The following is a 22264-nucleotide window of genomic DNA, read 5'->3' on the forward strand; positions in this document are numbered from 1 at the left end:
GCGGCCGTTGGCCCACGCGCTCCGTACTTCTCTCTCTTCAGACGTAACTCAAACCATGGCGGGACAGTCGCATGAACGCAGAAACGCAATTCGAAGTTCCTCAACTCTATAGGCATCATGTCTTTGCCTGCCACACCCAGCGTCCGCCCGATCATCCGCACGGCAGCTGCGGCGCGTCCGGTGCGCTACCCCTGTGGGACAGGATGAGCAAGGCGATCGAAGCGCAAGGTCTCACCGACATCGGCTTCACGCCAGCGGGCTGCCTCGGCTTTTGCAGCGCCGGTCCTCTGATGGTGGTCTATCCCGATGGTGTGTGGTACCGGCCGACCACACCTGATGATATCGACGAAATTCTCCAGTCCCACCTCAAGAAAGGCAAACGGGTCGACCGACTCGTGATGGTGCTGAAACGGAATTAGGCGCCTGGCTTCACCTCGTTCCGCTTGCGGGCGAGTGCTGCCTCGGTGGAGCTCCGCAGCTACTTTCCCGAACTGTCTCGACGCGAGCGTTTATGCGTTGCGCCCCCCTGGGCAAGAGAGAGAGGACGTCGTTCTTCGCCCCTCGGTGAGGGGAGCAAAATCTGCAGCTTAGTCGGCGCTGCGAGCAGTGCGCGTTCCTGGCATGAGTGTGTGGCAAGCAGAGTGATGCCAGTTCATGGACGATGAGGGGTGTCCGGTTGCTCACAGCCGAAACCGGATCCTGTCGGGTTCAAAACACCTGCCATGATCGGTAGGTACGCAAAGTATCAGTGTGTAATCAGAGGCTTAAACAGCTCGACAATGCTGGCACGGCCCTTGCTGTTAGGATACCGCAACACTGAGTGAGGGCTGGGTGCACGCAGACGCGCAAGACGAGCGATGCTCTCCTTCCCTTGGACCCGTGTGCCTCGTTTCTGAGAGGGAAACAAGTTGGCGCGCAAACAGCGCAGAATCGTCGGCAAATCGGTTGATGGAGAGAGCAACATGGCTTCACTGAGACAAATCGCGTTCTACGGCAAGGGCGGTATCGGCAAGTCGACAACGTCGCAGAATACGCTGGCGGCCCTGGCCGAGATGGGCCACAAGATCCTGATCGTGGGCTGCGATCCCAAGGCGGACTCGACCCGTCTGATTCTGCATGCCAAGGCGCAGGACACGATCCTGAGCCTGGCGGCGAGCGCCGGTAGCGTCGAGGACCTCGAACTCGAGGACGTGATGAAGATCGGCTACAGAGATATCCGCTGCGTGGAGTCGGGCGGCCCGGAGCCGGGGGTCGGCTGCGCGGGACGCGGCGTCATCACCTCGATCAATTTCCTGGAAGAGAACGGCGCCTATGAGGACCGCGACTACGTCTCCTACGACGTGCTCGGCGACGTCGTCTGCGGCGGCTTTGCGATGCCGATCCGCGAGAACAAAGCGCAGGAAATCTACATCGTGATGTCCGGCGAGATGATGGCCATGTATGCCGCCAACAACATCTCCAAGGGCATTCTGAAATATGCCAGCTCCGGCGGCGTGCGGCTCGGTGGTCTCGTCTGCAACGAGCGGCAGACCGACAAGGAGCTCGAGCTCGCAGAAGCTCTCGCCAAGAAGCTCGGCACCCAGCTGATCTACTTCGTGCCGCGCGACAACATTGTGCAGCATGCAGAACTACGGCGCATGACCGTGCTGGAATATGCGCCGGACTCCAAGCAGGCCGACCACTATCGCAACCTCGCGGCCAAGGTCCACAACAATGGCGGCAAGGGCATCATCCCGACTCCGATCTCCATGGATGAGCTCGAAGACATGCTGATGGAGCACGGCATCATGAAGGCCGTCGACGAGTCCATCGTCGGTAAATCCGCCGCCGAACTCGCGGCGTCGTAGCGGGCGCACCGGCGGGAACCGGCCTCCGGAGCCCTCATCTGGAGGCCGGCGTTCCGGCGGCGTGACCAATACCACGACACAAGTGTTGCACACTTGGTCACGGCTAAAGGGTAGACGGGCGATTTATGTTCGAAGAGCAATTCTTTCCTGTCATGGTTGTCAGGACGACGGCGGCTGGTGGAAGCGGTCAGGAGCATAGGGGAATTGCGAGCTATCGCCTCCTCACGGGGGTGCGCCCCGCAGATGCCGACATTAGCAGTGACGGCAGTTTCGATCGGCACGTGCTGGCGTCGATTCTGGCGGCCGGTACAATGGATGGTGGTCTGGTTTCCGAGAAGGTCGGACTTTCCAGCGATCAGCTGGCGGCGTTGCTGGAGCAGAACTTTCCGTCGGTTCGGATCAAAGAGGAGGCGTTGCTGCAGGATTTCGAGCGCGATGAGAGCGACGAGATCGCAATGGTACGTGACCTCTTGCTCGCGCAACGGTCGACGGAAGGAAACACCGGCCGTTGGCTGGCCGCGATGATCGCGCGTCGCGCCATCGAGCCAAATCACTTGTGGGAAGATCTCGGATTGCGCGATCGCGGTGAAGTGTCTCGCCTGCTGAGCCGCCATTTCGCGCCGCTCGCGGCGCGCAACATCAACAACATGCGCTGGAAGCGCTTTTTTTATCGCACGCTATGCGATGACGACGGCCTCGTATTGTGCACGACGCCGGTGTGCACGCGCTGCAAGGACTTCAACCTCTGCTTTGGGGATGAAAGCGGCGAGAGCCGGATGGCCGAGCGCCGGCGCGACGTTCTGTTGCAGGCGCCTGCTCCGGTCGCGGGCCGCGGCTGACGCTCCCGATCGATCGTCCGTTGGCCAGACTGCCCACCCATGATCGCGCGGGTGGCGGCGGGCTTCGATGAGCTGCGGGTTGATGTGGCCAGGCTCAATGCGGCGGGCTATGGCCCGAGACCGGCTGGAACGATCTGCTGCTCAAGGCCGGGCCCTCGCACGTAACAATAGAACGCGAGGTAGATCTTCCTCTATCGGCGACCCGAGCATTGTCGCGGAATCTCCCGATAAGTGGTTTCATGTCACTCGGATGTATCGACGTAGACCGGTCCCACGCCGCGGCGCCTTCGGCCAACGTCGAATGCTTAGCGGCCGCTAGGCCATGAGCGGACGAACGCGGACGTCCGATCAAGCTGGGTCGCCGGCTAATTCTGATGCGCCTCGTTGCGGCCAGAGTGCCGGAGGCTAAGCCCGGCAACCCGACTGAGCTTTATCCGGGGAAGCCGCGTTTCGAGTTCCGGATTATTTGAGAATTGGACTCATCCGGCCGGGCAGGTTTCCTGTTTTCTCGCTGGAGTCTAGACCGGGCCTCAAGCCGGTCGGATAGCCCTGAGTTGATCCAGACTCAGAATGGCGAGAGGTTGGTTGGCGCGTCGCGTTTGCGACGCTGTCGCGCTGGCGACAATCCTGAGTGCGGCGGAAACCAATGATGGTTCAGGAGTTTGGCGCGGGCGCGGACGTGGCATGCGCTTTGCTGAAGTGTTTCTTGCCAAGAGTGTTCCTTGCCAAGCGCAACGAGGAGGCTTCGTGATCGCCGCCGCCACCACCGCCGCCAAACCGTCATGGTCCGAGACGGCTTGGCCCAAGCCGACCGTGCTCAATGACACGACGCTGCGCGACGGCGAGCAGGCGCCTGGCGTTGCGTTCACCACAGACGAAAAGGTGGCAATTGCGCGTGCGCTGGCGCGGGCAGGAGTAACCGAGATCGAGGCGGGGACGCCCGCCATGGGCAGCGAAGAGATCGCTGCGATCCGCGCCATTGTCGAGACCGGGCTCCCGCTCACCACGATCGCTTGGTGCCGAATGCGTGAAGCCGATGTCGACGCGGCGATCGAGGCCAAGGTGTCGGCGGTCAATGTCTCGATCCCGGCGTCGGACGTGCAGATTGCGGCCAAGCTTGGCGGCGGGCGCGAACAGGCGCTGGAGCAGCTGAAACGGGTCGTGGGCTACGCCCGCGAGCGCGGGCTTGAGGTCGCCGTCGGAGGCGAGGACTCCTCCCGCGCCGATCCCGACTTTCTCATAAGGCTGGTCGCAGCCGCCAAAGCCGCGGGCGCGCGACGCTTTCGGATTGCCGATACGCTCAGCGTGCTCGACCCCGACTCCGCCTATGCCCTGACCGTGTGCCTGCGCGCGACCACCGATCTCGAGCTCGAATTTCACGGTCACGACGATCTCGGGCTCGCGACCGCCAACACGCTCGCCGCCATCAGGGGCGGCGCGAGCCACGCCTCGGTGACAGTCATCGGGCTCGGCGAGCGGGCGGGCAATGCACCGCTGGAGGAAGTTGCGGTCGCGCTCAGACAGCTCTACGGGCGCGACACCGGCATAGCGCTGCCGGAACTCGTAAACGTCGCCGCGGTGGTCGCGGCCGCGGCTGCACGTTCGATTCCTCTGCAAAAAGCGATCGTCGGGGAGCATGTGTTCACCCACGAATCCGGCATTCATGTCGATGGGTTGTTGAAGGACCCACGCACCTATCAGTCGCTCGACCCGCATCTGCTTGGCCGCTCCAACCGGATTGTGATCGGCAAGCATTCCGGACTGTCTACCATCCGCACCCTGCTTGCCGAATGGCAACTCGCTGCCAGCGCCGAGCAGGCAAGACAAATCCTGTCGCGGGTCCGAAAGCACGCGGTTGAGCATAAGCGGTCGGTCGCGCGCGAGGCGGTTGCGGCGATCTGGCGCGACGTCTGCGAATGCTCGTCGACCGATCGCATATGAGACGGCGATGCCTGGAATGATCGTCGCCTGTCACCAAACCACCGCACCGCGCACCGAGCTCTCGCACAACGCGCTGAGCTGCGAAGCGACAGGTCGTCTAGGTCATAGCCAGCGGCGCTTACGCGAGACGGCTTTCGGCGCGATAAGCAACCCCCGCCGGGGCCTGACGGCAGGCCGGCGGCCTAACCCAGAGAGAGACTTTGATGAGCAATACGCAGGCCGCAGCCGGCATCCTGGATCGGCTCAACAAGGCCTCCTCGGCCGAAGAGATTTTTACACTGCTTGGCGTCGATTACGATCCCAAGGTCGTCAATGTCGCGCGTCTGCATATCTTGAAGCGCATGGGGCAACAATTCGCCAAGGAACAATTCGCCGGTGCCGCGGAACCGGAGGTCGCTGCACGCTGCAAGGCGATGCTGGAGCAGGCCTATGCCGATTTCGTCGTGTCTTCGCCAATCGACCTGCGCGTCTTCAAGGTCTTGAAGGATGCTGTCGACAAGCCAACAAAGCCGGCCGCCTTCGTGCCGCTGAGTGCGCTGAAATAGCCTCGCCTTCACGACGGGTCGGCCTCAACCCACATCGGTGCGGCGCGTCTTCCGAATTGCTTTCTTCATCCGGATCAACTCTGTGAAGCAGCGCGCGAAAGCGGCGCTGTCGCGTTCCCAACATATGTCGGAGCTGTATTGTCCCCGACGCAAATAGCCACCTGATCAACTGCTCTCAAATCACGGGTTTGAATGCTGAATTTGTGATGCCGCTGCAATTGGTACGACACTTGCTGCTCTGCAGCTAAATCCCCGCGACAACACGTCCGCTTATTTTTCGGAGAAGCGCATGCATAGTCTCGCCTGCATCAGACAGCTCCCCGACACCGCGCAGATCCGCGTGCATTCCGTGACGAATACAATTGTCCGTCAGGGCTTGCTCGGCGGCCTGCACCAACCGGTTATCAAGCAAACGCTCTTCAGGTGCGGGACAAGTTCATCGATGAGATCACCACGCCCAGCACGCGCCTGCGTTCCCACAAGGACGCCCTGCGCAAGGCGCTCACCTTCGGTGCCGACGCCACGTTGCTGTTCACCGAGCCTTCCGTTGCGGACGCCGATGCGCTGGCCACGATGGAGGGGTTCGCGACCGCGATCCGGAAGGTCGGTGCGGTATCCCGCAGGCCCGATGTCACCTTCACCGGAGAGCCAGCCATCGACGGCGACATTACCCAACCCGGGCCTGGCATCATCGAGCGATTCGGTGGGTTGCAGCTCACGCATGTCGCCGGAATTGCCGGCCTGGATCTCGCCTCCCGCGCCCCCTGACGCGGAGCGCCGCGCCGAAGGCCAAGTGCAGGTCGTACGCACAGAGCGTGCTGGCCTGATCACGATGCTGGACCCGACCAACCATAACCGCCGCGGCATTGCGGCCGCCACCCTACGCCCGGCGCGGACGCCGATTACGGAATGGAACGCGCTGGAATCCGGTGTCCAAGTCATCCCGACACGCGGCCCGCGCCGCGCGCCGGCTGGCCGCAGGCGCATTCTTGCGCCGCCGCCATGCTCCGAACAGGCGGCCCTCGCGGAAGTCGCCGAGCGGCCGGCCGAGGCGTTCATCAGGACCATGTTCAAGCGCCGATCCCTGCGAGAAACCGGTCTTGTAGCGCAGGCGGGCGGATTCTAAGGAGAATGCAAAGACATGAGCAACGTCATCAACGCTCCCACTTCAGCCGCAAGCGGCCGTGCAGCAATCAAGAAGGAATTACCGGATCGGTTCAAGGCCTACAAACATGTCTGGGTCTTCGTCGAGCAGGAGCGCGGGCATGTGCATCCCGTCTCCTGGGAGCTCATGGGTGCGGGCCGCAAGCTTGCCGACAAGTTGAAGGTTGGTCTCGCCGCCGTGATCGTCGGCCCTGAGGGTGAGGCCACGCGCAACGCCGCGCTGGAATCCTTCTGCTACGGCGCCGACCTGAGCTATCTTGTGGCTGACAATGTGCTGTCGGAGTATCGCAACGAGCCCTACACCAAGGCGCTGGCTGATCTCGTCGGCATCTACAAGCCCGAGATCCTGCTGTTGGGTGCCACAACGCTCGGTCGCGATCTGGCGGGATCGGTCGCCACGACACTCCTGACGGGGCTCACCGCCGACTGCACCGACCTCGACGTCGACGCGGACGGTTCGCTTGCAGCCACCCGTCCGACCTTTGGCGGCTCGCTGCTCTGCACGATCTATACGTTGAATTACCGGCCGCAAATGGCAACCGTCCGCCCGCGCGTGATGCCGATGCCCGCGCGTGTCGTGTGCGATCCCGGCCGCATCATCATCCATCCGCTCGGCCTGGTCGAAGACGACATCGTCACCAAGGTGTTGTCGTTTGTCCCGGATCGTGATTCCGCCAAGTCCAATCTCGCCTATGCCGACGTCGTGGTCGCCGGCGGGCTCGGGCTCGGATCACCTGACAATTTTCAGCTTGTGCGCCAGCTCGCCACGGTGCTCGGCGCCGAATATGGCTGTTCCCGTCCGCTCGTGCAGAAGGGATGGGTCACCTCCGACCGGCAGATTGGCCAGACGGGCAAGACGATCCGGCCAAAGCTCTATATCGCCGCCGGCGTTTCTGGCGCAATCCAGCATCGGGTCGGCGTCGAGGGCGCCGATCTGATCGTCGGCATCAATACCGACAAGAATGCGCCGATCTTCGACTTCGCCCATATCGCCATCGTCAGTGACGCCATGCAGTTGCTACCGGCGCTGACGGACGCATTTCGCGCGCGGCTTTCGCCGCAGTCGCGCGACCTGGTCGCGAGCTAGAGGTGGTTGTCATGATCGAGGAGAGGTTCGATGCAATCGTGGTCGGCGCCGGCATGGCCGGCAATGCGGCGGCACTGACCATGGCCAAGCGCGGTCTGAAGGTGTTGCAGCTCGAGCGCGGCGAATATGCCGGATCGAAGAACGTGCAGGGTGCAATCCTTTATGCCGACATGCTGGAACAGCTGATCTCGGACTTCCGCGACGACGCGCCGCTCGAACGTCATGTGGTCGAGCAACGGTTCTGGATGATGGATCATCGCTCCCATGTCGGCGTGCACTACCGCTCCGACGACTTCAACGAGGAGCGGCCGAACCGATACACCATCATCCGCGCGCAGTTCGACAAATGGTTCTCCTCAAAGGTGCGCCAGGCCGGCGCGACCGTGCTGTGCGAGACCACCGTCACTGAGCTTGTGCAGGACACCTATGGGAAAGTCATCGGTATCCGTACAGATCGCCAGGACGGCGAAATCCACGCAGATGTCGTGGTGCTGGCCGAAGGCGTTAATGGCCTGCTTGGCACGCGCGCGCGCCTGCGCGAGCGCCCCAAGCCCGACAACGTGGCGCTCGCGGTGAAGGAAATGCACTTCTTGCCGCGCGAGACCATCGAGGCGCGGTTCAATCTGAGGGGCGACGAAGGCGTTGTGATCGAAGCTGCGGGCACCATTTCCGGCGGCATGACCGGGATGGGCTTCCTCTATGCCAACAAGGAGTGCATTTCGGTGGGTATCGGCTGTCTCGTCTCAGACTTCCAGCGTACCGCAGAGACGCCCTACGGGCTGCTCGACCACTTCAAGCGTCATCCGTCGGTGGCGCCCCTGATCGAGGGCTCGGAGGTCAAGGAATATTCCGCCCACCTCATTCCTGAAGGCGGCTACAGGGCAATCCCCCAGCTCTATGGAGACGGCTGGGTGGTGGTCGGCGACGCGGCGCAGCTCAACAACGCGATTCACCGCGAGGGGTCCAATCTTGCGATGACCTCTGGCCGGATCGCAGCGGAAGCCATCCTTCACTTAAAATCTCGTGGGCTCGCCATGACCGCGGAACATCTCGCGCGTTACAAGAAGACGCTGGATCGCTCCTTCGTGATCAAGGATCTGAAGAAGTACAAGGATATGCCACAGCTCATGCATACCAATTCACAAAACTTCTTTCTCACCTATCCCCAACTGGTCTCCAAGGCGATGCAGTCCTATCTGCGCGTTGACGGTACACCGAAGATTGACAAAGAGAAATTGACGTTGAGAGCCTTTGTCAATGCGCGGTCCTGGAGAGGCCTGTTCGGCGATGCAGTCCGCTTCGCCCGCGCCTGGCGCTAATCGCGAAACTCGAAAGCCAACCAACGAGGCTGAAAGATGAACGTCAAGCCGCCCATGCGCGTCGAGGACAAGCTGTTCTATAACCGCTACCTTGTCGACGTCGGTCGTCCGCACATCACGGTGCGGGCACACACGAAGCCCTCGCCGCAGCTCCTTGCGCTCCTAAAGGCGTGCCCGGCGCGCTGCTACGAGCTCAATGACAAGGGCCAGGTCGAAATCACCGTTGACGGTTGCATGGAGTGCGGTACCTGTCGCGTTATTGGTGAGCCGACCGGCGACATCGAATGGGACTATCCGCGTGGTGGATATGGGGTCTTGTTCAAGTTCGGGTGAAGGGGAATGCTCCGTGCGATCGCCATTGACCGAGACGATCACGGGCAGACTCAGTTTGGTCGCACTCTGCTGTACGGAGCGCGGTCGGAATTCGAGCAATGCTCGCGTGGTTGGACGCGAGGTACTCTCGGCGCATTCAGCTCGTGGATATGAGCGTCCACGCCTCGCCTGCTGCGAGAAGAGCGGGGCGATAAGCTGCGGATAGGGTGGATTACTCCGCCACTTGCGCCGTGCCGGACCAGGCCGTCTCGATCGCAACCGCAACTGACTGCACGATCGCGGCAAATCGTACGGTCGTTTGAATTGCGTCCGAGCCGACGCCGGATTGCCGCAGCGCCTTCTCATGGGCGTCCATGCAGGCACCGCAGCCGTTGATGGCGCTGACCGACAGCGACCACAGCTCGAAATCGGCTCTCTCCACGCCGGGATTACCCAGCGCGTTCATGCGCAGTCGCGCCGGCATCGTTTTGTATTCCGGGTTGGAGGCGAGGTGAACGAAGCGGTAGTAGACATTGTTCATCGCCATGACGGATGCTGCGGTTTTCGCCGCCGCAACAGCCGCTGGCGTCATCACCGCGGATGCAGCAGAGTCCATTGCGGCGATCACGATCGGATTGCGGGTCGCGATCGCGCTCGCCAGCAACAGCCCGTACTTGCTCTGTGGTGACAAGGTGTCATCCGCCATCATCGACGTCAGGTTGAGCCTGACGTCCTTGGCGAAGTCCGGAATCTGGTCCTTCAACTGCTCGATCGACATAGTCCTCATGCTATTTTCAGTGTTTCGCCGCCGATCTCGCGGTTGCAAGGGCAGAGCTCGTCGGTCTGCAGGGCATCCAGGACGCGCAGTGTGTCCTTTGGGCTGCGGCCGACGTTGAGATTGGTGGCATAGACATGCTGGATCGTATTCTTTGGATCGACAATGAAGGTGTAGCGATGGGCCACACCCTCGGGCGAGCGCACGCCAACGCCGTCGACAAGCGCGCCATTGGTGTCGGAAAACTGCCAAATGGGCAGATGGTGCAGGTCCTTGTGCTCGCGCCGCCAGGCAAGCTTGCAAAATTCGTTGTCGGTCGAGCCGCCCAGCACGACCGCATCGCGGTCGGCGAAATCCTTGGACAGCCGCGCGAACTCGGCGATCTCGGTCGGGCAGACAAGGGTGAAGTCCTTGGGATAAAAGAAGATGATTTTCCATTTCCCGTGGAAGCTCTTTTCGGTCAGCGTCTCGAAAGCGCTCTGTCCGTTCTCTTTGTGCACATGAAAGCCGGGCTTCACGCCGGTGATCTCAAATGGCGGTAACTTACTGCCAATTCCAAGCATAGTATCCCCACATGGTTGCTTCGCGCGGAAGCCGATGATCTCGCCATCAGCGAAGCAAGCGATGTGCCATCAGATCACCCGGTTTAACTGTCGCCAATACAACATTCGTTTCGCGTTATGGCCGGTTCAAGCCATTCTGCGACATCGGAGACTCTGGGCCCTGAACCCGGACCGCCTTGGACCACGAGAACTGAGGACGCGGAGCTATCCAAGCTCCGCCCACATCACGCGACCAACAGGACAGGCGCAGGGTCCCGATCCCTGAACAAATCGGCAATGACATTTGCGCCCGTGAGACAGAATGTGAGGCGCGAAGCAAGGTCCTGAGTGGCCGCCCATACGGGATCATTCGCCAGGCGATGGACTAGATCCGCCAGGAGGTTGGCCGTATGAGCGAGCTCGGTAACAGACAAATCTCGAAAGGTTGCGATGTCCACGTCGTACGAGATCCTGACGGGATGATTCCGCTCCTGCGAAAACATGGAGTACTGCCGACCGAACCTCAGCCCAATAGGCATACCTTTTGCTATTGACGGTGAGCCATACACAATCGAATCCATTTGGGATGACGGGGGCATTTTATCTCATTCATCGTCCTCGCTAAGTAACGCGCGTGGCCCGGATCCGAATGAGCCAGCCCATAGGCGATGTCGCGCAGTGAGCGCAATCAGCATAGGAGTCAGGAGGACCAGATGATCGAGGCCAGGAGGGAAAGAATCCGCGAACTTATTCGATCGCTCGAGTCGGTTCAGGTGCGAAGTCAGGCTCTCCGCGAAGATTACCGTGCGTTTGAAGGCAGGTTGTCGTCCTCAACGGAGGCCAGGGCCGGCAAGAGTCGAAAGAAGCAACGCATTCCCCGTGCGAAGACAGGGACCACATCCAAAGCGCCATCGCTGGCGATTGACGTAACCGGCAACGGACGTTCGGTCTCTCGCTAGGTCATTTGCGCACACTGCGCACACTGCCAGAGGACGGCTGCGACGAGGTATTACCTAGCCCCACCCGCTTGACGACGTTTCCTTGTGAGACGCTGCACGTTCTTCAAGGGACGGCGCGATCGAGGGCGCCTCGGTCGAGGTGGGGAAAATCACCCTCTATGGCGCCACGGCGCGCGGCTGCTCGAGGTAATCCGAAGTGTTGAACGCGGCCGAAGTCGCGGCAATGGCGGGTTGGAGCCATGGTCCAAACAGCTCCGACCTCAGCCCGACTGGCGAAGCGCGATGCTCTGGCGGCCAAACACCGCGCCCCTCTGGCAAGGCCGCAAGTCTGGCTTAAAGTTTGCTATAGGCGAGACGACGCAGGAGAGATCATAGGGACGCTCAACGCGAACGGGCGGCCGTCTGCGCTCATGGAACCCCGACTATAAGCACTATTGGAGATCGTGAAAGTGGCGATAGGCATTGTGAAGTGGTTCAATCCTGAAAAGGGGTACGGATTCATCAGGCCTGACGACGGCAGCGGTGACGTCTTCGTTCATATAGCGGCGGTTCGAAAGGCCGGACACACAACTCTAGCCGAGGGTGCGCGCGTGAGCTACGAGCTCCTCCCCACCCGCTCCGGCAAGATGTCGGCTGATAACCTTCGGATCGACTGAAGCCTGACCTGCGCCGCCGGTTACGCCAGCGGATCGGTCAGGCGATTCTGACCGCCAATGGTGTGCCATCTTCTGAGTTCAACTGCCAATACGTCAGGCTTCCTGGACGTTTCGAAGCTGCTTGGTGACTCATCCTCTTTCATGAGTTTCCAGAGCCTCAGTCCGTCCAGCCGTTCGTTGCTTGGCCGATGACCAATGCGACAGGACACCTTCGATGATATGCGGCGTACCCCGGAGCCGAGCGCTCTGGGAAAGGTGATTTTTGATCGCGGCACGCTTTGGTGCGCCTTCAAAGCGATATCAGCTTGGCATCGTGTCGGTCGCGACGCAGTTTGAACCCACGGCGCTGAGTACTGAGCCGTGAGCAGGTTAGCTTGACGCCTCCAGATTGGGCGATCGGAGAAATGTATCTGATGACGTCAACCGAAGGACGCGGGTGAGTTTTCCGGACCTATAGTCTCGGTCCGCTCTGCTCTCGAAGACATGGCAAGTCCAGCGCAATGCGGCTCCTATTGGAGAGGTTTGTTTCTCAGGAGGAGATTGACACACGTTCGATCGCGCGAGAGCTAGTCTAGGTCGGCGAGCGGGCACGCGAGGTCATGTTCCGGCCACCAGAGGATTGCCGCGACATGATCGGGGGCGGTCCCTGCGAGGTTGGCGATCAAGATCCTGATCCTCTCTGTAGCCAGCATCAAGCCGCGGCGTTTGCCTGTCCGGAATCTCGTGCCGGCGTGGAGGCCCCATAGCTTGCAGTGGCGGTTCAAACGCCGAGACCAGCGAGACGTGCTTAAGCTGGGCGAATACGTCTATTCCGTCTCTGCCCTAGCGAACCAGAATCAAACGAGTAACGCGTGATACGCGCCAAAATGTCCGTGCCTGAACCGCCGCAGACTCGGGCGGCTCTCCCGAGATTGACCCAGCAAGGAGCAATGTACCCTGTCCCGCGGCTGATCTTGGCGCGTCGGAGACCCGCGGTGGTTGGCACCCAAGCTCCGTGGAAGGGTTGAAACCACCACACTGCCACTCAGCCGCTGTCGGAAACGTCGCCAAACTGCCGTCGGCGTCGCCTTGCGACTTACTGGAGCCATATCGGCTAGCAACGCACGGTGATGCCTTTGGATCCGCTCACGAGCTTGGCTGTGCTAGCGGGGTGAGCGGTCGAGATGAGCGTCGAATGCGGCAGCAACGGTGCGAACCACTAGGCGGTGTTCCGGTCTCACGCGGATGAACCCCTTTTCGATGTCCACTATCCCGTCCTCGGCGAGCACCGCTAAGCGTTGAGTTGAATCGAGAAAAAGGATCGGATCAAATCCGTGGGCGGCACAGATCGCCGGCACGTCGGCCTCCAAATCGCACATCAGCCGCTCGATGATTGCGGCTCGGACGCGGTCCTCGTCGGTGAGATGGTAGCCCTTTGACGTCGCCAGACGGCCTGCTTTGATGTGCCGTGTATAGGATCCCGTTGCAATTTCGTTCTGGACGTAACCGTCACCGAGACGGCCGATGGCCGACGGGCCGAAGCCGATCACGGTTTGACAGGTGTCGGCCGAGTAACCCAAGGAGTTACGCCGCAGGCGACCGCTTTTCTGCGCCAGCGCGAGCTCGTCGTCCGGCAGGGCGAAATGGTCGAGCCCGATTTGGCGGTAGCCCGCGGCAACCAGCGTATCGGCCACGGCCGCGGCCTGTTCGGCGCGGGTGTTGTCGTCCGGCAACACCGTCTCGTCGATCAGGAGCTGATTTTTCCTGACAGACGGAACGTGCGCGTAGCTGAAAGCCGCAAGCCGGTCGGGGCGCATGGCCACCGCCGTCGTCGCGGTCCGGACGCAAGAGCCCACCGTCTGATTTGGCAGGCCAAAGATGAGGTCGAAGTTGATGTGGCTTATTCCATGCCGGCGCAGATTTTCGACCGCGGCAATCGTCTGCGCCTCACTCTGGATCCGGTTGATCGCTCTTTGAACAACGGGATCGAAGCTCTGCACGCCGAGGCTCGCGCGGTTCACGCCGGCTGCTCCCAAGGTTTCGGCCATCTCGATCGTGAACGTGCGCGGGTCGATCTCGACGGCGACTGCGGCCGTTTTCCTGAAGGTGAAGCGGCGGCGCAGGAGTTCCATCAGGGCCAGGAACTCCGCCGGCCCGATAAGGGTCGGCGTTCCGCCGCCGAAGTGCACGTCGCCCACCGCCAGCGCTGGCGGCGCTTGCGCCGCGACCAAACGGATCTCCTCGCGCAATATCACCAAATAATTGAGGATCGGCGCATCCCGGCGAGTGATGACGGTAGGGAAACCGCAATACCAGCAGATCGATCGGCAGAACGGAACGTGGAGATAGAGTGACACGGCGGCGTCGGTCGGCAGGCGCCTCAGCCATTCCTCACAAGCCCTGGCGCCGACTGTCGCCGAGAACTCCGACACCGTTGGATAGATGGTGTACCAGGGCGGGCGGGCATCGAAATATCTTTTCAAGATTGAGGTTTGCAACCGTTAGTGTCCCACGCTTATGCAGGATTAGCCTAGACCGCTGTGCTCTCCTGTGTCTTTGCGCTATGTCAATCGGCCCGCTTTAGTCGACAAACCTGCATTCCATCGATGTCCAGACTAACGTGACCGGTTGACAGCTGATGTCAGGAGCAATAGCCACTCCCAGACACTCGTTTTGCTATTTGTGAGGACAGGAATTTGTCACACGACTGTTGTTGACGCGGGCGCGATGTCGATGATTGACCTGCGCGACGCCTTTCGCGCCCAATCCTGCATGCTCGGATTGACGCGCTCGAGGCGAAAAGGGTGCTTGATGATCATTGGGACTGCCGCGCGCTGCGAGCCAGAACTTTTGCAACACAAGGACGTCATGACCAGGGCGTCGGCTTTGGCTCCAACAAGCTGACCGGCCGGGCCTGAGTGTCGTGAGGAGTCCCGTCCATCAGGAGGATACGCTTGCTTTTTCCGATCAAGACAACGTCCGCTGGGCGATCCAAAGCAGCTCTATAAGCTTCGTTGGCGCATCGAGAGTACCTACAACAGGCTGACGGACTTCAGGTATCGCAACCCGACACGATAAGCTGGCGCGCAACGACCAGTCTCTGTCTGCCTCGCCGCAACCCTTGCTTGGTGGGTGCAGTCTGGACCCCAGCTTGCCCCGTGGTATCAGAGGTGCTCGTCAGCATCCCCGAGAAGCTGATTGGCTCAGCACGCAGTGTGGTACGAATTAACTGTCAGATGCATGCCTGCCGTTTCGCTCGGCGGTCAGGCACGCTCAGCGCATCAAAGATCGATCCGATTGTTCGACGGATATCACCATCCTGGCTCACGCGTGGGACTCGATACGAGCTTCGGGAACTGCCCGATCGGCCGTACCTGGAGTGGGTCTCCCGGGCTGGGCGGGGGATAAGGTTTGACCAGTATCGTGGGCGTTCGAAGCGCGAAAGTCCGACGGCTAAGCACCGCCCCGAGTTCAAGCGTCAGATCAGGCAGGAGATTCTCGCCGGCGAGACGCTCCATCGGCTGTCGAAGCGCCACCATTTCTGTCGAAATCTGATCCGCGAGCGAGTCACGCCGCGGCGTTTGCCTGTCCAGAATCTCCGGCTGGCATTGAAGCCGCCACAGGTTGCAGTGGCGGTTCAGCGGTCGAGACCAGCGAAACGTGCTTGAGCTGGGCGAATACGTCCATTCCCTCCTTGAGCCCGAGTGAATCAAAGGAGAAGCGCGTGATGCGTGCCAAAATGTCGGTGCCCGAGCCGCCGGTGCCAAGCGCAAGCACCAGAGTGATCTCAGCCGCGTCGATCGGACAACAGGTTTTGATGCGCGCCGGAAAGACGTTGACGATGGAGCTTGAGCGCGGCGCTTCGCGCGTCACGCTGACCTCGCTGGCCGCGATGCGCAGCCGCTGGCGTGCCCCGGGTGCAAGCGGTGGGGACGGCACCAGCAGCCGCGCACCCTTGAGACGCAGGATGAGCAACCCATAGCGGCCGTCATAACCGCCGACCGCGGCATCAAGGCTGACGGCGGCTTCGCGGCTGGCTGCAAGCGGTAGAGTCGGATCGCTCTGCAACTTATGCAACGGTCCAGCTGCGGTCACCCGACCGTGCTCCATCATGACAAGATGATCGGCGAGGTGTTCGATGTCAGCCATGTCATGGCTGATATAGATCATCGGCACGGCAAACTTTCCGGGCAGGCGCTCGAGACGTTCCAAAACGTCCCGCTTGGCACCGCGGTCCAGGGCAGCCAGCGGCTCGTCCATAACAAGCAGTCTGGGCTGGGACAACAGCGCGCGGCCGATGGCGACGCGCTGCCGCTCGCCGGCGGACAGATGCGCTGGCGAATGGTCGAGTAGCGGCGCTATGCCAAGCAATTCGACCACCTCATCAAACGCGATCGGCCTCGGTTCGGGCTTCGGGGCGCCGTAGAGCAAGTTGCGCCTGACCGACAAATGCGGAAAAAGGGATGGCTCCTTGAAGACATACCCGATCGAGCGAAGATGCGGCGGGCGGAACGTGGTCCCATCCTGCCACACCTCGCCATCGACAGCGCAAAAGCCGGTCGGCAGACGCTCGAGGCCCGCGATGCAGCGCGCCATCATGGTCTTGCCACAGCGTGGTGGGCCAAAAATCGCGATCACGCCTTTGGCCGGTACGCTGAACTGCGTATCGAGCTGCAAACCAGCGGGCCTTCCGCTGAAGGCCATTTCGATCAGGCCTGGTGTGGCTGTCCTCACGTGTTTCTCCGTCCATGGTATTTTTCGATCAAGGTCAAGGCCAGGACCACCGCAAAAGCGAATATCACCATGCCGGCGGCAATCCAGCTTGCTTCGCGCCAGCGGGATGCTTGAACATACTCGAAGACAAAGGCCGACAGCAGTTTGGTGCGCCCCGGAATGTTGCCGCCGATGATCACCACAACACCGAATGCGCAGATCGTTTGCGCAAAGCCAAGCACAGCGGCTGTGAGAAAACCCGGTCGCGCCAGGGGAACGGCGACCGTGAAGAAGGCATATAAGGGAGAGGCGCGCAGAGTGGCCGCAACCTCCAGGGGCCGATCGCCCATGCTGACGAAGGCCTTGCGGATCGACTGGACTACGACGGGCAGCGTGCACAAAACCGATCCGACCACGAGCCCTGCAAAGGTGAAGGCTAGCGTCCGCTCGCCCCAGGCAGAGGCGAAAACTCCCCCGGGGCCGTTCGAGCCGAGCAGGGCCAGCAGATAGAAACCGAGCACCGGTTGCGGCAGGACGAGCGGCACCGCGATAATCGTCGCCGCCACGCCACTCCAAATCGTCTTCGAGCGCGCCAGCCACCAAGCGAGCGGCGTACTGATTAGCAATAGGATCACAGTCGTCAAGCTCGCGAGCTCAATCGTGAGCCTCGCCGATTCCCAGATTTCTGTCGAAAGAGCCGCCATGCCCGTCAACTCGAGGCTTCGCGCACGTGACGAGGAGGTGCGATGTTCGCGTGGGCTTCCGGTCCTTTGATAAAATCAACGAACGCGTATCCATCCCCCTTGTCGATGCCTGCCTCCAACAGCACAGCGTGCCGCCGGAAGGGATCTAAAAACTCCTGCCGGGCTAGGCGGCGCGAATCGGTTTCGCGATCTGTGAACTGCGACAGCGCGACAACACCGGGCCCCGCGTTGCGAGGCTCGGCGAGTTGAAAGATGTGGGCAACGGTCGTTTCGTGGACGAGATTCTGTTGCATCGCCTCACAGGGGTCGCGTGCTTTCATCGCCTGCGGCACGGCTGGGCCATAAGATGCTGCGGCCGGAATGCAAGTCGACGGTTTCACGGAACAGGGCTTCTTCAGCGTCTCAGCTCTATTCACGAAATTTGTACTCGAACCCCAAAGCATGAACTTACCCATAGCGTAGGTAAAAGTGCCTTCGGAAAGCGCAAGACCATTCTCAATCAATTTGGTCAGGCAGAAGCGGTTGTCTGCGAAACACTCCTGACGCCAAAGCTCACGATCGTCATCTGCCGTTTCTTCTGCTTGAACGACGTTGCGATCTCTTTGACCTGCATGGGCAAGTTCGAGACGGCGAAATTCGATATTTGCCGCTTCCGGATTTCCGACCATCAGCAGCAGTAGAATTGATAGGGTCGATCCGGCGAGCATCATTGGAAACTCCTGAGATGGGGCCGCTACGACCACTTTGACCGCGGCGGCTCATTGCTCCTCATCCCAGCAATTGGCGTGCCGCTCGCGGAATATGGTTGGGCGCCCTGCTTGACCAGAGTGAAGCGACTACTGGTGCCGGCGTGGTCCCTGGAATGATGAACCGCCTTGTTGGGTTTTTGACATCGGCCGCTTCAACCGGACATCCGTGGGAGACAAGATGCAGGCTTAAGATGATAACGGTTGTCCTTTCGCCTTCTCCTCGCGCAAGCCGACAGATGTCACCGACAAGGTCCGGCTTGCAGCAAATCGCGCGAGACTATTCGAGCGAAACACGCGCCGCATTTCCGAGCCTGGTTACGGGCGCCACGCCCGACCAACACGGGATGATCGGCACAAATACCTCGATCGGGCAGCAATTCCGCCACGCTATATTGACACCTCAGACGCAAAGCTACTGCGCGAGCTGGATTTGGAAAGCGGTGGGGCGTTGATGAGCGCGCCCATGTTGGGCGAGATATTGCCAAACGAGGCAAGAGCCTCGCCGTTCTTGCAACAAACACGCCAGGTACGACCCGGCTCTTTCATCATAAAGCAGAGGACTTCGGCCACCTGCGTCTGTCCGGCGATTTCCCTGAGGCCTGTACACCGAACTCTTTCAAATTGGAGATCGAGGACGGTTTGGGGCGCTGCCACCGGCGCCCCCTCAGGGAACGCCAGATATTGAGGCGCAGGAACTGATTACGTCAGCGTTCCTCGAGGTCGTCTGTCCAAAGTCGAAGCCAAACGCAACGATCCTCTCCTTCGGAGAACCGGACACCTGTTCTCATTTCAACGGAACTGGTGCTGCGAAGACACGTGAAGCCATCGCCTTCTGCGATCGACAGCTTGGACGTGTGATCGATTGGTGGGAGGCTGAAGGTCTGAGTAACGACATCCAACTTGCTGTCATCTCCGACCATGCGCAATCATACTCGGGTTTCTGTAGCGGATAGTCTGCGTCGCGCTGGCTTTTCGACGTCAACTGCGCCCGGCTCGGGCGTTGATGCTATCGTCGTCCCAGGTCAAGTTGGCGCGATTTATCTTCCCGATCGCAACGCCAGAAATATCGTAAGAGCAGTTGAAGCGATTACGTCAGAGCCCTGGTGCGGGCCTGTCTTCACGGCTTCCAAGAACGAGGTCGAGGGTCGCGCACCGGGAACACTTGGCCTCGATCTCGTCGGCGTCGCCCATGCGCCAGATGTCGCGTTTTCATTCCGCGCGAACGACGACACCGATCCATTCGGACTGATTGGAGGCACCTATTACGACAACGACCGCGGAACCGGTCTCCGGCTTACATGGCGGGCTGCATCCCAAAGAATTGGCGGCTGTCGGCGTGCTGGCGGGTTCAGCTTTCCTCGGTTCAGGGGCTACTTCACTTATGCCATCTGGAATCTGCGATATCGCTCCTACGATTTTAAGCCTCATGGGTATCGAGCGGCCACATACAATGACCGGTCGTGTCCTGCATGAGGCGCTTGCCGACACCTCGGTTGCCTCGGATCTACCAGGATCAGGGCCTGACATTTTTGAAGCGGGGACTGGTTCTTATTCGCAGGTTCTACGACGAGTTCGCGTTGGGACCAGCATCTACATTGACGGTGGATGGGGAGGCCAGGTGTGGCAACAGCCGTCAGCGACACATTGAGAACAGAGGGGAATTCGGCTCCTGCCGGCCTGAATCATGTCCGAGCACACCAATGACAGTCAAAAAAGCGAATGCAACCTTATTTGCAGGCGAGGAGCAGGTGCTCCGTGATGGCGTTGTAGGCCTTAGATATTTGCGCCGACGCCGCGACGACCAGCCTCTTGTCATTTTTCTGCCAGGAGGTGCGCATTTGGCGCGCATTGCGTACGGTGATCCGACGTCTTCCCGATCGGACTTTCTGAATTACTGGCTTGAGTAGCGAGGAATGGGACTTGCCGCACTGTCTTATCCCAGTGATCACGCCGTGATCGATGCAGTGATACCCACTCTTACCATTGACGCCTGGGCGTAATGGATTGCGACTGTTATCGCTGAGGTTCTGGAAGGCACCCCAAAGCGTCCGGTCATCGTTGCAATGTGGAGTATGGCGGGTCGCTCGGTTGTAGCCGTGAATCTGTGGCTCAAGAAGCGAGGCATTGACGCGACCTGCTTTATTTCGTTGGCTGATACAGGTGCCACCCAGTTCGCTTGTTGTCCGCTAACGGCGGTGATCGCGCCTACCGATAGATCTGACGAGGGACACGCGCTCGGCGATCAGGCCGGCTGGAGCTTTTTCAACGCGCAGAGGATACGTGCTCTCGCAGCCGGTTCAGCTTTGAAGGCAAACCAATGGGACAGCTTGCGAACGCTGACCCGTGAGCCGCCTCGGCGGCTTTATCGGGAGATGCCAGAAGGGCATTTCTTTTTTGTCGGAGAATCAGGCGCCAAAGCGACCGTCGAGCAAATGCACCAGCTTATCTTTGAGGCGCACCGACTGCACAACGAGATTGGATTCCATTCTCGAGCCGGACCGAAGCAGTAAGAGCAATGAGCGATTTCGACGAGGCCATCAGGAGATAGTAGTGAGCAAGGATGTGACCCTTCCAATTTCGGTCGACCAGCCTGTCGACATGACCCGTACCATGCCGCCGGAAATTTCGGGCTTGAAGCGCCTCATTCAAGGTGCCCTTGCGCATGTCCCCCAGTTGCCTGACCCCGATCATCTCATTCAACGCCATCACTTTTTCGGCACCGCCGGTGAGCGAAGCGTTGCCGCATCATGGCTGTCACATCGCCTAGGATTTGATCCTGGCCCCGATAGGCTGTTCGTCACCGGAGGTACGCAGAACTGTCTAGAAATCTTGGTGCCACGCTTGGGCGGCACGAGGAGCTGCGTTGCAACGCAAATGATGTCCTATGCTTGAACAATCCAAGGGTTGTAAAGTATTCGACACGCGCGTGGTCGGGATCGAGATAGACGAGCATGGTATCCTGCCGGACGCTTTTGCCAAAGTCTGCGAGACGGATCGTCCAAAGATCCTGTACTGCAATCCCACGATCCATAATCCGACCACATCGATTCCGCCGGAGAGTCGTCGTCGGTCTATTGCCGGAATCGCGCGCAAGTATGGAGTAACGATTATTGAGGACGACGTTCAGGCCAAACTCGTTCCCGGCGCTCCCCCTACCATCATGTCGATTGCTCCGGATATTGCTTGGTATCTCATGAGCGTTTCAAAATGCACAGGCATGGGCTTGCGGACGGCCTTTCTCGTTGCTCCTGAAGCCCGTGCGTTGATTGACTGCGTGAGCCCATCCAGAGCATTTCATCCTGGTTTGCGCCGGGCATATCGTCGGCTGTCGTCACTCATCTCATTTCAAACCGGAGCGGCAGATCAAATCGCCGCGAGCATCCGCAACGAGGTCACCGCAAGGCAGGCGATTGCGACGGAGACTCTCTCGGGCTTCGATTTTCAGACGAAGAGCAATGCCGTGCACCTCTGGCTGAGCCTGCCTGACCAATGGAGTGTGCGCGAAATCATCGCGGCGGTCCGCCCATATAATGTTGTCATACGCTCAAGCGACCTTTTTAACGCCGGCGGGATCACTATGCCAAATAAAGTGCGATTGTCTCTCGTCGCAGCCTGTAGCAGGCGCGACCTTGCATATGCCGTGACCGTCATAGCAAACAATCTGCGAAGCGAGCCGAAGCGGTGAAGAGCGCGGCGTTCACCGCATCGTCGGTAACAGCCGTTGACCTGGACAGCGATGCGGGCGAATTGATCGCGCTACGACACGTTATTCACAGCCGATCCGAGTTAGCGTTCGAAGCAGTGGCGACGGCAAGGCTCGTTGCCAATCGACTGTGGGCGCAGGGGGACTCACAAACGCATCGGTGGAAACAACGTCGTTGGCGTACTCAGCGGGCGCATCCTCGGCGACCGTTCCGCCAGGCTGGGCACCGAAATGGACGCTCTGCCCATTGGTGCCGCTAATGGCTTCGCACAGCAGAGCATTGTCAGACGGAAGAGTTCCCGCGTCCTACAACGCGGTGCTTTCGGTTGGACACCGTTCGGCGGTCGAAGTCGACGCATGAGCCCAATCGCAGCCGCCGTAAGGATCTACGACGCGGCCCGAACATTCGGGACGACAATGCGGGCTCGGA

Annotated in this window: 21 protein-coding genes; 15 read left to right on the forward strand and 6 right to left on the reverse strand. The window is 60.4% G+C overall.

The genetic code is table 11. The features are described from left to right. The first annotated feature begins 71 nt into the window (after positions 1-71). The 10 genes from ACP2YO_RS13235 (at position 72) to ACP2YO_RS13280 (ending at position 9075) form a co-directional block, all read left to right on the forward strand. Positions 72-419, forward strand: coding sequence for a (2Fe-2S) ferredoxin domain-containing protein (locus tag ACP2YO_RS13235; RefSeq protein ID WP_426441255.1), 348 nt, complete (start codon positions 72-74; stop codon positions 417-419). 543 nt (positions 420-962) lie between these two features. Further along, positions 963-1847, forward strand: coding sequence for a nitrogenase iron protein (gene nifH / locus ACP2YO_RS13240; protein ID WP_426441256.1), 885 nt, complete (start codon positions 963-965; stop codon positions 1845-1847). Positions 1848-2158: 311 nt separating this feature from the next. Next, on the forward strand, positions 2159-2686 hold the full coding sequence (locus tag ACP2YO_RS13245; protein WP_426443170.1) for a nitrogen fixation protein NifQ: 528 nt from the start codon (positions 2159-2161) through the stop codon (positions 2684-2686). Positions 2687-3436: 750 nt separating this feature from the next. Then, a complete protein-coding gene (nifV, locus tag ACP2YO_RS13250; protein ID WP_426443171.1) occupies positions 3437-4627 on the forward strand; it encodes a homocitrate synthase in 1191 nt (396 codons plus the stop codon). A gap of 203 nt (positions 4628-4830) precedes the next feature. Beyond that, positions 4831-5172: a nitrogenase stabilizing/protective protein NifW gene (gene nifW, locus ACP2YO_RS13255; RefSeq protein WP_426441257.1), complete on the forward strand. Its 342-nt coding sequence runs from the start codon at positions 4831-4833 to the stop codon at positions 5170-5172. Between the two features lie 423 nt (positions 5173-5595). Next, positions 5596-5940 (forward strand): hypothetical protein, encoded by a 345-nt coding sequence (locus ACP2YO_RS13260; protein WP_426441258.1) that lies wholly within the window; start codon positions 5596-5598, stop codon positions 5938-5940. Further along, positions 5894-6298 carry a hypothetical protein gene (locus tag ACP2YO_RS13265; protein WP_426441259.1) on the forward strand — a complete coding sequence of 135 codons (405 nt, stop codon included), beginning with the start codon at positions 5894-5896 and terminating at the stop codon, positions 6296-6298. Before ACP2YO_RS13260 ends, ACP2YO_RS13265 begins: the two co-directional genes overlap by 47 nt. Positions 6299-6313: 15 nt before the next feature. Next, complete coding sequence (locus ACP2YO_RS13270) at positions 6314-7423, forward strand: electron transfer flavoprotein subunit alpha/FixB family protein (RefSeq protein ID WP_426441260.1); 1110 nt, start codon at positions 6314-6316, stop codon at positions 7421-7423. 11 nt (positions 7424-7434) lie between these two features. Continuing rightward, a complete protein-coding gene (locus ACP2YO_RS13275) occupies positions 7435-8742 on the forward strand; it encodes an FAD-dependent oxidoreductase (protein WP_426441261.1) in 1308 nt (435 codons plus the stop codon). Between the two features lie 36 nt (positions 8743-8778). Next, positions 8779-9075, forward strand: coding sequence for a ferredoxin family protein (locus ACP2YO_RS13280; protein WP_426441262.1), 297 nt, complete (start codon positions 8779-8781; stop codon positions 9073-9075). A gap of 211 nt (positions 9076-9286) precedes the next feature. On the opposite strand, the gene ACP2YO_RS13285 is transcribed toward ACP2YO_RS13280, so the two are convergent. Both ACP2YO_RS13285 and ACP2YO_RS13290 read right to left on the reverse strand, forming a co-directional pair. Beyond that, the gene (locus tag ACP2YO_RS13285) at positions 9287-9832 is read right to left on the reverse strand and encodes a carboxymuconolactone decarboxylase family protein (RefSeq protein WP_426443172.1); all 546 of its coding nucleotides are present in this window, start codon (positions 9830-9832) and stop codon (positions 9287-9289) included. Between the two features lie 5 nt (positions 9833-9837). After that, entirely contained in the window at positions 9838-10392 is a 555-nt protein-coding gene (locus tag ACP2YO_RS13290) for a peroxiredoxin (protein WP_426441263.1), read from the reverse strand. Positions 10393-11779: 1387 nt separating this feature from the next. Here ACP2YO_RS13290 and ACP2YO_RS13295 point away from each other — a divergent pair. Then, positions 11780-11986 carry a cold-shock protein gene (locus ACP2YO_RS13295; protein ID WP_426443173.1) on the forward strand — a complete coding sequence of 69 codons (207 nt, stop codon included), beginning with the start codon at positions 11780-11782 and terminating at the stop codon, positions 11984-11986. 1142 nt (positions 11987-13128) lie between these two features. On the opposite strand, the gene hemN is transcribed toward ACP2YO_RS13295, so the two are convergent. The 4 genes from hemN to modA form a co-directional block, all read right to left on the reverse strand. After that, positions 13129-14463 carry an oxygen-independent coproporphyrinogen III oxidase gene (gene hemN, locus ACP2YO_RS13300; protein ID WP_426441264.1) on the reverse strand — a complete coding sequence of 445 codons (1335 nt, stop codon included), beginning with the start codon at positions 14461-14463 and terminating at the stop codon, positions 13129-13131. 1069 nt (positions 14464-15532) lie between these two features. Continuing rightward, positions 15533-16699: a molybdenum ABC transporter ATP-binding protein gene (gene modC, locus ACP2YO_RS13305; protein ID WP_426441265.1), complete on the reverse strand. Its 1167-nt coding sequence runs from the start codon at positions 16697-16699 to the stop codon at positions 15533-15535. Further along, a complete protein-coding gene (locus ACP2YO_RS13310; RefSeq protein ID WP_426441266.1) occupies positions 16696-17382 on the reverse strand; it encodes a molybdate ABC transporter permease subunit in 687 nt (228 codons plus the stop codon). The genes modC and ACP2YO_RS13310 overlap by 4 nt, the downstream gene beginning before the upstream one ends. A gap of 5 nt (positions 17383-17387) precedes the next feature. Continuing rightward, on the reverse strand, positions 17388-18092 hold the full coding sequence (gene modA, locus ACP2YO_RS13315; RefSeq protein WP_426441267.1) for a molybdate ABC transporter substrate-binding protein: 705 nt from the start codon (positions 18090-18092) through the stop codon (positions 17388-17390). Between the two features lie 791 nt (positions 18093-18883). On the opposite strand from modA, the gene ACP2YO_RS13320 reads away from it, so the two are divergent. From ACP2YO_RS13320 to ACP2YO_RS13335, 4 genes are all read left to right on the forward strand, one after another. Further along, positions 18884-19084: an alkaline phosphatase family protein gene (locus ACP2YO_RS13320; protein WP_426443174.1), complete on the forward strand. Its 201-nt coding sequence runs from the start codon at positions 18884-18886 to the stop codon at positions 19082-19084. A gap of 1143 nt (positions 19085-20227) precedes the next feature. Beyond that, a complete protein-coding gene (locus tag ACP2YO_RS13325) occupies positions 20228-20641 on the forward strand; it encodes a hypothetical protein (protein WP_426441268.1) in 414 nt (137 codons plus the stop codon). A 40-nt stretch (positions 20642-20681) separates the two neighbouring features. Beyond that, positions 20682-21023 (forward strand): hypothetical protein, encoded by a 342-nt coding sequence (locus ACP2YO_RS13330; RefSeq protein WP_426441269.1) that lies wholly within the window; start codon positions 20682-20684, stop codon positions 21021-21023. Continuing rightward, positions 21016-21816, forward strand: coding sequence for an aminotransferase class I/II-fold pyridoxal phosphate-dependent enzyme (locus tag ACP2YO_RS13335; protein ID WP_426441270.1), 801 nt, complete (start codon positions 21016-21018; stop codon positions 21814-21816). The genes ACP2YO_RS13330 and ACP2YO_RS13335 overlap by 8 nt, the downstream gene beginning before the upstream one ends. Positions 21817-22264 lie beyond the last annotated feature (448 nt).

Source organism: Bradyrhizobium genosp. P, assembly GCF_049949265.1.
In the GTDB taxonomy this organism is placed as follows: domain Bacteria; phylum Pseudomonadota; class Alphaproteobacteria; order Rhizobiales; family Xanthobacteraceae; genus Bradyrhizobium.

Excerpts from the sequence above, each read along its gene's own strand:
- ACP2YO_RS13275 (WP_426441261.1), top strand. The coding sequence starts at position 7,435 with ATGATCGAGGAGAGGTTCGATGCAATCGTGGTCGGCGCCGGCATGGCC.
- ACP2YO_RS13235 (WP_426441255.1), top strand. The coding sequence starts at position 72 with ATGAACGCAGAAACGCAATTCGAAGTTCCTCAACTCTATAGGCATCAT.
- ACP2YO_RS13270 (WP_426441260.1), top strand. The coding sequence starts at position 6,314 with ATGAGCAACGTCATCAACGCTCCCACTTCAGCCGCAAGCGGCCGTGCA.
- modA (WP_426441267.1), bottom strand. The coding sequence starts at position 18,092 with ATGATGCTCGCCGGATCGACCCTATCAATTCTACTGCTGCTGATGGTC.
- nifH (WP_426441256.1), top strand. The coding sequence starts at position 963 with ATGGCTTCACTGAGACAAATCGCGTTCTACGGCAAGGGCGGTATCGGC.
- ACP2YO_RS13245 (WP_426443170.1), top strand. The coding sequence starts at position 2,159 with ATGGATGGTGGTCTGGTTTCCGAGAAGGTCGGACTTTCCAGCGATCAG.
- ACP2YO_RS13280 (WP_426441262.1), top strand. The coding sequence starts at position 8,779 with ATGAACGTCAAGCCGCCCATGCGCGTCGAGGACAAGCTGTTCTATAAC.
- ACP2YO_RS13335 (WP_426441270.1), top strand. The coding sequence starts at position 21,016 with ATGCTTGAACAATCCAAGGGTTGTAAAGTATTCGACACGCGCGTGGTC.
- ACP2YO_RS13310 (WP_426441266.1), bottom strand. The coding sequence starts at position 17,382 with ATGGCGGCTCTTTCGACAGAAATCTGGGAATCGGCGAGGCTCACGATT.
- ACP2YO_RS13290 (WP_426441263.1), bottom strand. The coding sequence starts at position 10,392 with ATGCTTGGAATTGGCAGTAAGTTACCGCCATTTGAGATCACCGGCGTG.
- nifW (WP_426441257.1), top strand. The coding sequence starts at position 4,831 with ATGAGCAATACGCAGGCCGCAGCCGGCATCCTGGATCGGCTCAACAAG.
- ACP2YO_RS13285 (WP_426443172.1), bottom strand. The coding sequence starts at position 9,832 with ATGTCGATCGAGCAGTTGAAGGACCAGATTCCGGACTTCGCCAAGGAC.
- ACP2YO_RS13265 (WP_426441259.1), top strand. The coding sequence starts at position 5,894 with ATGTCGCCGGAATTGCCGGCCTGGATCTCGCCTCCCGCGCCCCCTGAC.